We start from the raw sequence: 14422 nt of genomic DNA, 5'->3' as shown, positions 1-14422 counted from the left end.
TCCGCCAAGGCGAGGAGCGCCGACTGGGCGACCTCCGACAGTCCCAGATTGCCGTCATCACGAAGGCGAGCGACAAGTTCGATCACTTTGCGTAGCCCCTGCGGCGCACTGATCCCGAACTCCGCGACACGCCTAAAATGGCACGTGCAGTGGCAAGCGTGGCAGGCTTTCGCGCATCAGTTCCTGAATGCGCGCGTCGCCTGCTGCAACCTCCTCGCCCGGTCTGATGGGTGTTGTATAACGAACAATTGCGCCATCCGTCCGACCCCGAATGACACCGTCCCACAGCACACTCAGCTTGGCGACGAAATCATTTGTCATTCGTGCGCCCCGCTGTTCGAACCAATAATAGACCAGCTGCATCTGCTGCCCTTTTTGGATCACGGCACGGTTCACCTCGAATACACCATAGGGGGTTTCCGACATATCGACCTCAAACGGATCAATCGAGAAGATCTCCCAGCCGCCCACCGGCAGGCACACCTCGGGCGAGTGTATACCTTCTCCTTCGGTCTGGTTCAGATAATAGGCTGAAAAGAAGTGAACGGTTTCCCCGGAGTCATTGCGGTAATTCGCATTCAGGTAGTCATCGGCACCAAGCACGACCTCAATTTCGGGCTCCAGAATAGTGGATCGCCCGGACCAGTCGCTTATCGTGCGCGGGAAGATTGAAAAGGGATCGCGATCAATGGTTTCGCCTTCGGGCAGACCCACGGTCAGGTACAGGGCTGATACCAGCACACCGACGGCCGTTGCCACCACCATCGCAATGCTCGCCCGGATCTCGAAGAGACGCGCGGCCACACCCGCAAAGCCGTCGAAATCAACATCAATCGCATCGCGCAGCGGCAGCGTGTCCCGGTGCAGCTGCTGCAGCACAACCGCCATCAGGAAAAGAATGCCGATACAGGCCAGGAAGATAATCCAGCCTTCAAAGAAGTGCAGGAACCCCTCGGCGTGTTCGATCCCGAAGTAGTTCACCAGAATACCGATGATCCCGATCCGCACGGAATTCATGAAGACCGCAATGGGTGCCGCGGACAAAAGCAGTACGGCTTTGTGCCACAACGGGCCGCGATAGAGGATCGAGAATAGATAAGAGAAACTCAGGATCGGAAACAGATACCGAAGACCCGAACAGGCTTCCGCCACCAAAAGTTTGTAGGGCCCCAGATCAATTATGTTGCCGTCAAGGAACACCGGAATGCCCATTGCGGAAACAAACCACACGCCTACGACAGATGATACACCCTGAAGAAACACTGTCATCTGCCAGTAAAGGAACTGCGGCAGTGGCAGCATGAAGACCAGATGAAACACCGGAAGCTGATGGCGGATGCCACGCTGCCAGCCAAAGACCGTCAAAACTACGCCGCCAACCCAGATGATAAAGGCATATGTGACGATATCGGGGACGCGCGCCAAGTTACCGAACGCCGCCAGAGCAAGACCCAAAGCCACCACCAGAAGCCCCGGCCAACGCCGCTTTGGCGCGCCATCATCTGCGGGGGCAGCGCGAAGCTCGCGAAGAAAAAGGTACAGTGAAATCAGTGGGATAATAGGTCCATGGCTGTATTCAGGCGTCGACCATGCCCGCGCCAGACTCTCAAAGCCGAACCAGAAGATCGGCAGCGAGCCCGCACACAAGATAAGGAACAGCAAAAAGCCCGGTAAATTCAGACGAAACGCCGTCGGACTTTTGATTTCGACACTCTCACTCATAGACATTGTACTCTGTCACATCCCACACAAAAACTCGCCCCCGAGTCAGGACCAACGCACCATACATCAAAGCGGTCCTTTGCGTCACGCCGCAAACATAACGATCTCGTCATGGGGACCCCCCCGGAAACCGCGCTGCCAGAACCACAAGGCCGATAATCACCGCTCCGCAAAACAGGCTTACTTTGTCCGTCACGGCAAAAACGATCGGATCATCGTGCATTCGTCTGCGGTGGGTCAGCATTACGATACGGCTCACCCAATATACCAACACCGCGCAAATGCCCCAAAGGGCCGGCGGGAAGGAGTATAACCGCGCGACTGTATCCGAGGTCAGATAAAGGCCCGCCACTAACACCGCCACATAGCCCGAGGCCAGCGCCATCATGGTAATCAGGGGCAGGTCGCCGGGCAGATATCCGCGCCCTTCGGCCTTCTCATCGCCGCGCACCACTAGATCGACAAGCTCGGCCTGACGCTTGACGGCCGCCAGCGCCAGAAAGAAGAAGATCGAAAAGCCCAGTAACCAGACCGAGGGGGCATTCATCGTCGCGGCTGCCCCGGCGATCACCCGCAAAGTATAAAGGCCCGCCAGCATGCAGATATCGATCACCGTGATCCGTTTCAGGCCCAGCGAATAGGCCAGCGTGCACAAATAATAAAACAGCAGGACAAGCAGGAACAGCGGCCCGGCAAAGGCTCCAATCACAGTCCCTGCAATCAGCAGACCCGGCGCCAGCCAAAGCCCCGCTGACAGGGGTAAAGCACCGCTTGCAAAGGGTCTCAGACGTTTGCGCGGATGGGAGCGATCCGCAGACAAATCCACCAGATCATTAAGAACATAGACACTGGAGGCTACCAGCGAGAACGAGATGAACGCAACAATAGCCGCCAGAACGGAACTGCCGGAAAAGTCATGCGCCAGAAGCATCGGGATAAAGAGAAGCAGGTTTTTCAACCATTGGTGCGGGCGCAAAGCCTTTAGCAGAGGCGCGAAACCCTTCTGGGTGCCATTGGCTCCGTCCAGATGGCGCACGACAGGGGCCTTGATCCGCTCTTTCAGGGCTGCTGGGGCATCGACGCTGATCGCCTCGCCACTGGCCGCCCAGACCGGCAGATCAGCCGAGCTGTCGCCCAGATAGGAAAATCCACCGGCCCCGAACTTCTCAACCAATGCGGCGGTTTTCGCTTCGCCCTTCAGGTTGACAGTGCCATCCGAAGCCATGACCTCGTCGAAAAGCCCCAGATGATCCGCCACCGCCTGCGCAAATGACCGATCACTTGCCGTGGCCAAAACCACATGCGCGCCCTGTTCTTTGGCGGTGCGTATCTCTTCAAGCACCACGTTCTTGTAAGGCAGATGTGCCACATCGACGTCGGCGCCCGCTGCCAGACGTTCCTTCAAGGCGGCCCGCCCGCCGGTCAAAAACCTCGCTCCCGCTTTCAGCACGGCCCCCCGGTCCCGGCCAAGCGACGCCCAGAAGCTTTCATGCAGCATGTCACTGGCAATCAATGTGCCATCCAGATCTACGGCAAGAACCTTTGGCTGTGCATTCATGCCAGCCACCCCCGACTCTTGTGCCAGTCCCAGGCATCCGCCAGAATTGTCTCCAAGTCCGATGATTGCGGCACCCAGCCAAGATCCAGATGCGCCTTCTCAGAACCGGAAACCAGCCGGACCGCGTCGCCCGGTCGCCGTGGTCCGATCTGAATTTGTGGCATATGGCCGACCAAATCACCGGCAGCTTCGATCACTTGGCGCACCGAAGCACCCTGTCCGGTGCCAAGGTTGTAAGAGCCCCCCGAGCCACCATCCAGAAGCCGTTTCAGTCCGCCGATATGCGCCTCAACCAGATCCGTCACATGGATATAGTCCCGCACGCAGGTGCCGTCTGGCGTCGGATAGTCATCTCCATTGATCGTCATATGACCTGTTCCGCCTTCCAGTGCGATCAGCAGGCGCGGAATGATATGCGTTGGATTCGCATGGCTTTGCCCGATCCCGGCGCCCGGTGCAGCACCGGCTACGTTGAAATAGCGGAAAATGATCGTTTTCAGTCGGTGCGCTGCTTCAAAGTCACCCAGCATCATTTCGGTGGCGCGCTTGGAGCCGCCATAGGCATTGATCGGCCCAAACGGGCTGTCTTCGGTCAGATCCGCCTCGGTATTTCCGTCATAGACCGCACAGGTCGACGAGAAGACAAGGTTCAGACATTCGGCGGCGACGGCGGCTTCAGCCAGCGTCAGCGACCCGATGAAATTATTGCGCCAATATTTGCCCGGATCAGTCATACTTTCGCCGACCTCGATGGCTGCGGCGAAATGCATGACGGCGACGGGTCGATAGGTGGAAAAGACCTCATCCAGACGCGCGCGGTCAGATAGATCACCAACCTCAAGAGGCCCCCATTGGACAGCCCCTGACCGGCCTTTCGAAAGATTGTCAAAGGCCACTGGCGCAAAGCCCGCTTGGGCCAGCGCCTTGCAGGCGTGGCTGCCAATGTATCCGGCTCCTCCGGTGACAAGAACGTGCATCTGCTCTGTTGCCTCTTTTGCGCTCGTTTGGGCGTTGGAAATATTTTAGCTAAGGTTTGTGTCAAGGCAAAGGCAAAGGCAAAGGCAAAGGCAAAGCGCTGCGCCAAAGGAATGGTTTTCAAAGTGTTACCAGATCGCGCGGGCGCACCGACGTGATACTGACGTGATACCGACGTCATTCCGATGTGCGAGAATTCCGGGATCTGGGCTGGTTCTTGGGCGAACATCACGCCTGCGCACGAAGCATGCCTTGCTCAGTAGCGGCGCATCTTCTGGTGTGAAACCTGTTTTCTGATGCCGTTTTCGTCTTCGTCTGACACCGGTCTTGCACCGGGACATAATTGCACGCCCTTCAAACACCACTGTTTTTGAAGTTGCCCGACTGACGATATCGCCGCTATGAGACGTTCAGAAGAGTGAAGTGAGCACACGTGACAAAGCGATCCAAGAGAATACTGGCGGTTGCCTCAGGTGGCGGGCATTGGGTGCAGTTACTGCGTTTGCGCCCGGCTTTTGAGGGCTTCGAAGTCACTTACGTCTCACGCGACCCATCATCGTCCCAAGACGTTCCAGACGCCCGCTACTTCACCATCGGGGATGCGTCCCGCAGTCAGAAGTTAGCGTTCTTAGTCGTTATTTTACAGGCGTTTTGGATCCTGCTGCGCACGCGACCTGCGATTATTATCACGACGGGGGCCGCCCCCGGACTGGTGACTTTGGCACTTGGAAAGACATTGTTTGGGGCCAAGACCATCTGGATAGACAGCATCGCGAATGTCGAAAAGCTTTCGGGTTCAGGGGGGCTTGCCGCGAAGTTTGCGGATTTGCGGCTGACACAATGGCCCGATCTTGCGGATGATTCCGTCGAACACTGGGGGGCGGTGCTGTGATCTTTGTCACCGTAGGTTCGGCCTTTCCATTTGATCGTCTGATCCAGTCGATGGACAACTGGGCCCATGAGGCCGGTCGCGGGGACGACTGCCTCGCACAGATCGGTCGCGGCCGATATAAGCCTGCTCATATGAAATGGCATGAAACGCTCGGGCACACGCACCTCAGCGACACCATGCAAAAAGCCAAACTGGTCGTAGCACACGCGGGTATGGGGTCGGTGATCACGGCGATGCAGCACGTGACACCGATCGTTCTGATGCCGCGCAGGTTCGAAGCAGGCGAGCACACAACCGACCATCAAATGGCCACCGCGCGCTGGCTTGAAGGTAAGCCCGGTGTTTTCATTGCATGGGATGAGAATGATCTGGCTGCTCAAATAAAAGCCGCCGAGGGCTGGGCGGGCAGCGACGCGGGCCTCGATCCCTTCGCATCCAAAGACTTCACAGATCGTCTGAATGCGCAGCTAACGCATTGGAGCGAGGGCTGAAAGTCATGAAGAAGACGTCGTATTCGGCCGTTGTTACCTGCAACCGGCCCGAAGTTCTTAGCTTGTCCTTGCTGAGCCTCCCTATCTAAATTGGTCCGCCGTTATGCTAAGGAGGCTTAGGACATCGAATGGCGTACAAGCGACATGTCGGTCGCCAGAGTTCTCCATTGAAAGCAGGCTAATTCATAACAAAGGCTCTGGTTCGGTTTCTGATTGAGCTTATGCGGCAGCGGATTGGACCTGCATCCCGTCGAGTTGGCCAAAGACAGCATCAAGGATGCCGCCATTATGAATATGGCGGAGATCAGGTGCTGAACGTCGGGTTGCTCGGGCAAGATGAGGCGCGTTAAGGGCCGGTCCTGTAAGAAGAACCTCGGCAGCAAGCAGGACGCGGGATTTCTGTCTTGTTCGGGCAATGGCGGGTTTGCAAAGCCCCTTTTCGGGGCAGCGCAGACCCCCGGCGATAGCAAGGGCGCCTTGGCCTTGAGCAGATTGTAAAGGATCGCAAGAAACGTGCGATCATGCGATTAGGAATACTGGCGCGGTGGACCGTCACGCATCGCACGGATTATTTCGCGTTCTTCTAGATATCAGAATATTATTCCGAATAATAATACTGAAGCATATCTTTGTTCCGATTGCGTCAATTGACAAGCCTAGAACAGGGACCCATGTCCATTTCCGCGTAATCAAGGGGATCTGCTGTGTTGCTGGAATTGTTCGATTGGGGCCTTGATGCCCGGACACTGCAATTGCTTTTCGGATTGACATTTGGCGTCGTCTTTGGCGCTGCGCTTCAAATCTCGCGGTTTTGCCTTCGGCGCGCCATTGCAGGAAAGAGCGGAGAGCGCGGCTCTGCCTCGGCTACGTGGATGGTGGCTCTTGCATCGGCAATTGTCGGCTTCTTGCTGGCGAGCAATTGGGGCTACGTCGATTTGAGCGGGCACCGCTATCTCGATCGTGAATTGCCGCTTCTGGCGATCGTTTTGGGAGGCCTCGCTTTCGGGGCCGGAATGACACTGACGCGGGGATGTGCTTCGCGTCTCACGGCCCTGAGTGCGACCGGGAATATGCGTGCCGTGACTGTTTTGATCATCTTTGCGGTTGTGGCACACGCGACGTTAAAAGGCGTTCTGGCCCCCCTGCGCGTGGCGTTCGGTTCAGTCTCGACAACACTGTCGTTTGGGTCATTCAGTGAGCTGTCTTTGGGCGCGCCGGTCGCGTCCGCCCTGATGGCCGTTGCGGCACTCTATCTAATTCACCGGTTTCGACCGTCCTGGCGCGAAGTTGCCTCGGGCGTCGTCATCGGGTTGATACCGGTGTTGGGATGGGCAACCACCAGTGTGCTGCTTTTTGACGATTTTGACCCCCTGGCGGTTCAATCGGTTGCGTTCACACTTCCTTGGTCAGACACGCTGTTCTGGACAATCGCGTCAACGGCCGTGCCGGCAGGATTTGGCACCGGTTTGGTCGGTGGCGTACTGTTCGGGAGCTTTCTTAGCGCTGCGGTCAGAGGGGAATTGGAACTCGTCGGTTTCGAGGCCCCGAAGCAATTCCTACGCTACGCTGCGGGCGCTGGCCTTATGGGCGTCGGTGGCGTTCTTGCAGGCGGTTGCACTGTGGGGGCAGGGCTGAGCGGATCTGCGGCGCTTAGTGTTGCCAGTCTGATCGCGCTTGCGAGCATCATTGTCGGGGGATTGCTAGCCGCACGGTTGGATGCGCGCGTCGGGAACCCGCTTGCCGCCTGAATTGCGGCTGATCGCAATTGGCTGAGTGACGCCATATGGCAAAGCCATGGGTCGTCGGTTTGGGGCGGCCCTTGAACGAATGACCGGGAACAATCACCGGCGAGACGCAGGCGCGATAGCAGCTCTGAAATGCCGAAGAGATCCTGAAAGAGAGCTGTAGCTGGATTGCCATGCTCCCTTACTGACTGAAATCGCATGAATTGCACGAAGCAGATGCGTTTGACCTGATCTGAAATTAGGATCGCGCGAATTCGTTGACTATATAGCGATGGGCGAAGTGAGTGGCGGGAGGTCAGAGTTGAGTTTTGTATATTTCGCTTATGGGTCGAACATGTTGCCTGCGCGACTGCAGGCGCGATGCAGCACGGCTCGCGTGATCTCAACGGCAACAGCGCAAAGCTTTGGGATGGAGTTCAGCAAGCAGGGGAAAGACGGCTCTGGCAAGGCGACCCTCGTTCGGTCTGACTTGCCCGACGCGGCTACTCCAGGCGTGCTTTTCGAGATCGAGAGGAGCGAACTGCACCTGCTCGATACAGCCGAAAGTGCGGGTTATGGTTATGACCGCCTCGATGATTTCCCTGTCACCAACAACTCAACCGGCGAGACTGCGCCAGCGACAACATACATCGCGTGCGCTCCTGTTCCCGAACTTATTCCGTTTGACTGGTATCTGGCGCTGGTGTTGGCGGGCAGTCACTATCATTCGCTTCCGCAGGAACATAACGATCGCCTCCGTTCGATTCGCCATGTCGTCGACACGGATCACAGCCGTGAAGGTCGGATCGAGGCGCTTCGGGCGCTCTCGCAGCACAGATATGACGACCACCTGTCGCTTCTGCGCGGGCAGAGTTGATCCTTCGTGACTGATAAGATGTATCGACCGCCGGAGCCGTACCGGCTAGGCTTTTTTGACACCAATCCGAGTAACGGTGGCATATGGCCAGAATTGCTATCCTGGGATTTCTGCTTGAAAGCAATCGGTTCGCCCCGACGACACGGCGCGCCGACTTTGACGCCCGATGCTGGCTCGAAGGCGATGCAATCCTGGCGGACGCCAATTGCGATGCACCCCGACAATGTGCCGAAGTTCCGGCGTTTCTGCGCGAGATAAGCCGCCAATTGGACGGCGATGGCGTCGAATTCGTGCCCATTCTCGTTGCAGGCGCCGAGCCCGGAGGCCCTTTGGATGGGGCGGTCTTGCAGAGTGTACTGGACAGAACGCGGGCGGGCTTGACTGAACAGGGTCCGGTCGATGCTGTTTATGTTGCTAGCCATGGCGCGATGGTGGGGATCGACACACCCGACCCCGACGGCACGCTTTTGGCCACCGTTCGCGACGTCGTGGGGCCGGATGTCCCGATCATTGCAACGCTTGACCTGCACGCGAACCTGTCCGATGCGATGGTTGAAGCGGCCGATTGCCTGATTGGTTATCGCACCAATCCGCATGTCGATCAGGCCGAGATCGCAAGAGAGGCCGCGATTGTTCTGGCGCGAATCCTTAACGGGACGCGTTTTCACATGTCCTTTTTGCGTCTGCCACTTACGCCTGCCAGCGTGACTCTGCTGACAATAGGCGCGGGCGCCTACGCCGAGCGTGTCCGGGACGCGGCCAGCCTTACGGACCCATCGGGTGACATCATGAATGCGACTGTGCTTGGTGGTTTTGTCTACAGCGATACGCCGGACAACGGCATCGCGGTTCTGGTCACAGCGACAAGACGCGAGTTGGCTGAGCGCCAAGTCGCGCGGCTCGCAGGGCAGCTTTGGGCAGATCGTGGCCGTTTCGTGCATGACCTGACGTCTATCGCGGACGCCGTCCGGATCGTGACCGCCAAGGATCAATCGCGCTGGATACTTGCCGATAGTGGCGACAACCCCGGCGGTGGGGGGCGAGGAACCTCCACAGATCTCTTGCGCGCATTGATCGCTGCCAACGCCGACGGCGTGCTTTACGGTCTGTTCATTGATGCCGACCTTGCCCGCGACGCGATGACGGCAGGCATCGGTGCGCGGATCACGGCGCGGTTCCTGCGCCAGGGTTCGAACGGTTTTGGAGATCCGTTTACCGCAGAGGCGGTCGTCATTGCGCTGAGTAACGGCCAAGTCACTGGGCGGCGCGGTCTTGTTGCAGGTCGGCGCGTGGACCTGGGGCCGACTGCTGCCCTGCGGATTGGCGGTTTGACTGTAGTTGTCGTTACCAACCGCAAGCAATGCGCAGACCCGGTCTATTTCGAGCATCTTGGCCTTGATCCCGCGGCGTTCCGGGCGATCGTCGTCAAGAGCCGTGGCCACTTTCGCGCAGGCTTCGATGAGTACTTCGCGCCCGATCAAGTGATCGAGGTGGATACGAAGGGTTTGACCAGTCCGGTTCTGAGTAACTTCACGTTCCAGGGCTTGCCACGTCCGGTTTATCCGTTGGACACTGATGCGGCATGGTCGCCGCCGAATTGGGCCATTCCGCATCTCAAAGCTCTGGGCTTGTTGCCATGACATTTCGCATCGCGCTTCTTGGCCTCCATATGGAATGCGCCACCTTCCTGCCTCATGTCACCGGGCGTGAGGTGTTCGAGGCGCGTACCGTCCGTGGCGACGATGTCATTGCGACCTTCCAGAACTCCAACACGGTGATGGGAGGTTTTCTGAAGACAATCGACGCAGCAGGGGCCGAAGCTGTCCCGATCCTCCATGCCGATGGCGGAGCTGCGGGACTTGCCGACCAAGGGGCGATCTCAAGCTATCGCCACGAGATCGTCGACGCCTTGAAATCGCTTGATGGATCCCTGGACGGGGTACTGCTTCACCTGCATGGGGCCATGGTCACACAGGACGAATTGGACCCGGATGCGACCACACTTGACGCAATTCGAGACACGGTCGGACCATACTTGCCGATCATGCTGGCGCTTGACTACCACGCCAATCTTGACGCCACATCGATCGCCGGTGCGACAGCGGCGTTTGGCTATCGATATTCTCCTCATATCGACATGGGCGCGACGGGAGAACGCGCAGCGCGGTGCCTGATACAAACATTGGCCGGGGATATCCGGCCTGTGATGGCGATCGCGCGACCCGGACTCATCCTGCCATCGATCTTTTCTGCGACCGACCTCGCACCGCTGGCGGGGCTGGTGGACAAGGCAAGGCGCCACTCAAACGAAGGTTCGGTGTATACCGATGTGTCGCTCTTTGCCGGTTTTGCCTATGCAGATGTACCCAATTGCGGGGTGTCAGTTGTGGCTGTCGTCGATGATACGGCAGTGGAGGCACAAGGATTGGCGGACGCGCTGTCGTTGGATGTCGCCCGCAATCGGGACGCGCTGTCTGCCCCGGTTCCGGTCTATGGTTTAAATGATGGCATCGAACGAGCCGTGAAGATTGCGCAGGATGCCGACCGGCCCGTCGTTGTCCTGGAACACGCTGACCGTGCCAACGACAGCACATATGGGCTGGCCGCGCTGCTTGCCATGTCGGATAGGATGCGAGTCGCCGTCCCATTCCTGTGGGACCCCGAGGCTGTCGCCAAAGCGATGGCCGCAGGCCAAGGCGCGGAAGTTTCGCTGATGTTGGGGGGGCATTCGGCACCGCTTGCCGGGGCTCCGGTGCAGGTCGTTGCGTGCGTCGAGGACGTTCGGGCGGATTTTACGTATCGCGGAACAGGGGAGATGCGCGCGGGCAGCACAGTGCACTTGGGCGACACGGTGTTACTGGACGTGCACGGAATGAAGATCAGCGTAACCAGCCTCTCGCACAGCGCAATCGATTTCGATCCGTTTCTGCAATTCGGCCTCGACCCCGCCGAATTCGATATTGTTCTGTTGCGATCAAAGACGCACTTTCGCGCCGCTTGGGAAGGATTTGCCGCCGAAATCGTCATTGTCGACACTCCGGACTACGGACCAGCAGATATCTCGAAACTTCCCTTTCAGCACGCCAGACCCTAGGTCGGCGCCTTAGCTGGCATGCGCGATGAGGGCGTCGATGAACGCTTCGCAGGCCGCTAGTTCGTGGCGTGTGATGTATTCGTCGGCCTTATGCGCGCGGCCAATATCGCCTGGTCCACATACGACGGCAGGAATTCCGCCGGTCTTGCTGAACAGACCGCCTTCGGTCCCGTAGGCCACTTTTTGGTGGTCATTCCGCCCGGCGAGCTTTTTTGCCAAGACCACGATATCTTCCTCGGGCGCGGTATCAAGCCCCGGATAGGACATGATTGGCTCAAGACGGAAATCGGCGTGGGGGCTGATGGCTTGCATGCGCGCAAGCAACTCGGTTTCGGCAAATTGCTGCATATGCGCGGCCATCGCGTCCACATCCTCGTTCGGCAAGGCGCGAAACTCGAACTCGAAACGGCAGTTTTCGGGGACGATGTTGAGGGCTTCTCCCCCTTCGATCAGGCCAACATGCGTTGTTGTAAAGGGGACGTCAAAAAGTGGGTCGCGTGGCCCGGTTTCCTCGATCTCGCGACCCAGGCGGCGCAATTCCACAAGGAACTCCGCGGCGAAATCGACCGCGTTCACGAAATTCGGCGCGCGCGACGAGTGGCCCGGTGTTCCGGTTACCACACCGCGAAACGCGCGTTTGGCCTTGTGGCTGGTCACGATCTGCATCGAGGTCGGTTCCCCGATGATGCAGCCCAGCGGTTTCACATCCCACGCGCCGAGCGTCTTGATAATGTCCCTTACACCAAGGCAGCCGACCTCTTCATCATAGGAAAACGCGATGTGCAGAGGCGACCTGAGGGGCGCGGCGGCCATCTTTGGGGCCATGGCAAGGCAGCAGGCCAGAAAACCTTTCATATCAGTGGCACCGCGCCCGTAGAGCCTGCCGTCCCGCTCGGTCAGGTCAAACGGGTCGGTTGTCCAGTTCTGGCCGTCCACCGGCACAACGTCCGTATGCCCGGAAAGAATATAGCCCGGCCTGTCGGTCGGTCCGAAACTTGCCAGCAAGTTCGCTTTTTCACCGCTGTCGTCCTCAATCCGCAAAAGCCGCGCGCCAAGCGTTCCGAGTACGCCTTCAAGATAGTCGATCAACGCGAGGTTCGAGCGATGGCTGACGGTGTCGAACCCGACAAGAGCACGCAGGTGGTCCACGCTCGATCGAGAAAGCTTGTCTGTCATCCCCATCAATTCCAACCTTCCAAAACGCAGTGTTACGACGAGGGCTCCTGCCTTTCCAAGTCCTGTGACCCATTTTTGTCGGCCAGCGACGCTTGGAGCGAAGCCTGTTCTCGTCGCCTGCTATTCGCTGTTGCGATTCCGGAATTAAGACTTCCCAAATCTTCAACAATGCGACTAACATGCAACTTGTCTGACAGGATGGGGACACAAGATCTCCTCCTCTCAGTCTCAAGAAGGCTGCTATAAGGGAGTTCAGTCAATGTTGAAAACGCTGTCTACTGCGTCGTTTGCGGTGGCCATGGTTATAGGTGCAACCGCCTATGCAGAGGATATCACCATCGCGGTGGCGTCCGAAGTCACCGCCATGGATCCGCACTACCATAACACCGGCAACAACAACCAGATCGTCGGTCTCATTTACGACCGCATGCTGCATCAGGACAGCAACCAACAGCTTGGACCCGGACTTGCCGTCGAGTGGGGACCCATCGCCGATGACGTCTGGGAGTTCAAACTGCGCGAAGGTGTCACCTTCCATGACGGCTCTGCATTGACCGCAGAAGACATCGTCTTCAGCTACGAGCGCGTTCCGAACGTGCCCAACAGCCCCTCATCATTCGCGACATATACGGCCGGTATTGCCGAAATCACTGTCGTTGATGATTACACCCTTCAGTTCAAAACGAACGGTCCTTATCCGCTTTTGCCGATCGACCTTTCGACAATTCAGATCGTAAGCTCCGAGAACCCAGACGCGACGACCGAGGACTACAACGCCGGTCCGGCAAGTGTCGGAACCGGTCCGTACAAGTTCGTCAGCTACACGCCCGGCGAAAGCATCATTCTGGAAGCCAATGCTGATTATTGGGGCGGCGCACCTGAATTCGACACCGTGACCTATCGCCCGATCAGCTCGGACGCGGCGCGCGTCGCGGCCTTACTGGCCGGTGACGTCGACGTCATTTCAGGCGTGCCGACGTCGGATATCGCGACACTTGAAGGCAATCCGGACATTGTCCTCAGCCAAGGTGTCTCGAACCGGGTGATCTATCTGCACGTCGACAGCCGTCGGGTCTATTCGCCCTACATCACTGACAATGACGGAAACCAGATGTTCAACCCGCTGCAGGACGTGAATGTCCGCAAGGCGATTTCGATGGCCATCGACCGCGACACGATCGTGGAAGAAGTGATGGAAGGTATTGCGATCCCTGCCGGACAAGTTCTGCCAGAAGGGTTCTTCGGCGTTTCGGAGAACATCGAAGTGCCGGAATATGATCCCGAAGGCGCCCGCGAACTGTTGGCCGAGGCCGGCTACCCAGATGGCTTCCGCCTGACGATCCACGGCCCGAACGACCGTTATATCAACGATGAGCAGATCGCGCAGGCGATTGCGCAGATGCTCACGCGCGTTGGTATCCAGACCGAAGTCGAAACCATGCCACGTTCGGTTTATTTCGGCCGCGCATCGGGTGACGATGAAGGGTCTGAGTTCTCGCTGATGCTTGTCGGCTGGGGTTCGGGTACGGGTGAAGCGTCTTCACCGCTGCGTGCGCTTCTGCACACGCGTGACGACGATTCCGGTCTTGGACGCACCAACCGCGGGCGGTACTCAAGCGCGCCATTCGATGCCACGCTTCAACTGGCATTGAACACTGTCGACGATGACATGCGTCAGGCTCTGCTTGCGCGGGCAACGGAAATCGCGATGCGTGAAGTGGGGCTTATCCCGACGCACTTCCAGGTGAATACCTGGGGTAGCCGGGTCGGATTGCGGTATATGCCGCGGACCGACGAGTACACGCGTCCGACAAATGTTGTGATCGAGTAAGCTCACTTCAGACGGGCGGGAACACCTACAGGAGGTTCCCGCCCGTCCTTTGAAATTCGACCGCCGCTTCGTCTTTGTGAAA

At 58.1% G+C, this 14422-nt stretch carries 11 protein-coding genes; 7 read left to right on the top strand and 4 right to left on the bottom strand.

The features are described from left to right. Window positions 1-132: 132 nt before the first annotated feature. The 3 genes from xrtD to galE all read right to left on the bottom strand — a co-directional run bounded on the left by xrtD (window position 133) and on the right by galE (window position 4257). Window positions 133-1722, bottom strand: coding sequence for a VPLPA-CTERM-specific exosortase XrtD (gene xrtD / locus BOA8489_RS11690; protein WP_093974199.1), 1590 nt, complete (start codon window positions 1720-1722; stop codon window positions 133-135). A gap of 109 nt (window positions 1723-1831) precedes the next feature. After that, a complete protein-coding gene (locus BOA8489_RS11685; RefSeq protein ID WP_093974198.1) occupies window positions 1832-3280 on the bottom strand; it encodes a UbiA family prenyltransferase in 1449 nt (482 codons plus the stop codon). Then, the gene (gene galE, locus BOA8489_RS11680) at window positions 3277-4257 is read right to left on the bottom strand and encodes a UDP-glucose 4-epimerase GalE (RefSeq protein WP_093974197.1); all 981 of its coding nucleotides are present in this window, start codon (window positions 4255-4257) and stop codon (window positions 3277-3279) included. The genes BOA8489_RS11685 and galE overlap by 4 nt, the downstream gene beginning before the upstream one ends. 431 nt (window positions 4258-4688) lie before the next feature. Here galE and BOA8489_RS11675 point away from each other — a divergent pair, with 431 nt between their 5' ends. The 6 genes from BOA8489_RS11675 (at window position 4689) to BOA8489_RS11645 (ending at window position 11333) form a co-directional block, all read left to right on the top strand. Then, window positions 4689-5147 (top strand): glycosyltransferase family protein, encoded by a 459-nt coding sequence (locus tag BOA8489_RS11675; RefSeq protein ID WP_093974196.1) that lies wholly within the window; start codon window positions 4689-4691, stop codon window positions 5145-5147. Beyond that, window positions 5144-5638, top strand: a complete 495-nt coding sequence (locus BOA8489_RS11670) for a glycosyltransferase (RefSeq protein ID WP_176440279.1) — start codon at window positions 5144-5146, stop codon at window positions 5636-5638. Before BOA8489_RS11675 ends, BOA8489_RS11670 begins: the two co-directional genes overlap by 4 nt. Before the next feature lie 704 nt (window positions 5639-6342). Continuing rightward, the gene (locus tag BOA8489_RS11660; protein ID WP_093974193.1) at window positions 6343-7386 is read left to right on the top strand and encodes a YeeE/YedE family protein; all 1044 of its coding nucleotides are present in this window, start codon (window positions 6343-6345) and stop codon (window positions 7384-7386) included. A gap of 298 nt (window positions 7387-7684) precedes the next feature. After that, window positions 7685-8239, top strand: coding sequence for a gamma-glutamylcyclotransferase family protein (locus BOA8489_RS11655; protein ID WP_093974245.1), 555 nt, complete (start codon window positions 7685-7687; stop codon window positions 8237-8239). Window positions 8240-8322: 83 nt separating this feature from the next. Beyond that, on the top strand, window positions 8323-9879 hold the full coding sequence (locus BOA8489_RS11650; RefSeq protein ID WP_093974192.1) for a M81 family metallopeptidase: 1557 nt from the start codon (window positions 8323-8325) through the stop codon (window positions 9877-9879). Next, window positions 9876-11333 carry a M81 family metallopeptidase gene (locus BOA8489_RS11645; protein WP_176440278.1) on the top strand — a complete coding sequence of 486 codons (1458 nt, stop codon included), beginning with the start codon at window positions 9876-9878 and terminating at the stop codon, window positions 11331-11333. Before BOA8489_RS11650 ends, BOA8489_RS11645 begins: the two co-directional genes overlap by 4 nt. Window positions 11334-11342: 9 nt before the next feature. Here the strand turns inward: BOA8489_RS11645 and argE are convergent, their stop codons facing one another. Next, entirely contained in the window at window positions 11343-12509 is a 1167-nt protein-coding gene (gene argE / locus BOA8489_RS11640; RefSeq protein WP_093974244.1) for an acetylornithine deacetylase, read from the bottom strand. Window positions 12510-12768: 259 nt separating this feature from the next. Between argE and BOA8489_RS11635 the strand changes: the two genes are divergently transcribed. After that, window positions 12769-14340, top strand: a complete 1572-nt coding sequence (locus BOA8489_RS11635) for an ABC transporter substrate-binding protein (RefSeq protein ID WP_093974190.1) — start codon at window positions 12769-12771, stop codon at window positions 14338-14340. Window positions 14341-14422 lie beyond the last annotated feature (82 nt).

This window comes from Boseongicola aestuarii, assembly GCF_900184815.1.
In the GTDB taxonomy this organism is placed as follows: domain Bacteria; phylum Pseudomonadota; class Alphaproteobacteria; order Rhodobacterales; family Rhodobacteraceae; genus Boseongicola; species Boseongicola aestuarii.
The sequence above is the reverse complement of the archived record's forward strand: the minus strand, read 5'-3'. Positions and strand labels throughout refer to the sequence as shown.

What these genes read in the sequence shown, in the direction of transcription:
- xrtD (WP_093974199.1), bottom strand. Translation starts at nt 1,722, where the DNA reads ATGAGTGAGAGTGTCGAAATCAAAAGTCCGACGGCGTTTCGTCTGAAT.
- BOA8489_RS11685 (WP_093974198.1), bottom strand. Translation starts at nt 3,280, where the DNA reads ATGAATGCACAGCCAAAGGTTCTTGCCGTAGATCTGGATGGCACATTG.
- galE (WP_093974197.1), bottom strand. Translation starts at nt 4,257, where the DNA reads ATGCACGTTCTTGTCACCGGAGGAGCCGGATACATTGGCAGCCACGCC.
- BOA8489_RS11650 (WP_093974192.1), top strand. Translation starts at nt 8,323, where the DNA reads ATGGCCAGAATTGCTATCCTGGGATTTCTGCTTGAAAGCAATCGGTTC.
- BOA8489_RS11645 (WP_176440278.1), top strand. Translation starts at nt 9,876, where the DNA reads ATGACATTTCGCATCGCGCTTCTTGGCCTCCATATGGAATGCGCCACC.
- argE (WP_093974244.1), bottom strand. Translation starts at nt 12,509, where the DNA reads ATGACAGACAAGCTTTCTCGATCGAGCGTGGACCACCTGCGTGCTCTT.
- BOA8489_RS11635 (WP_093974190.1), top strand. Translation starts at nt 12,769, where the DNA reads ATGTTGAAAACGCTGTCTACTGCGTCGTTTGCGGTGGCCATGGTTATA.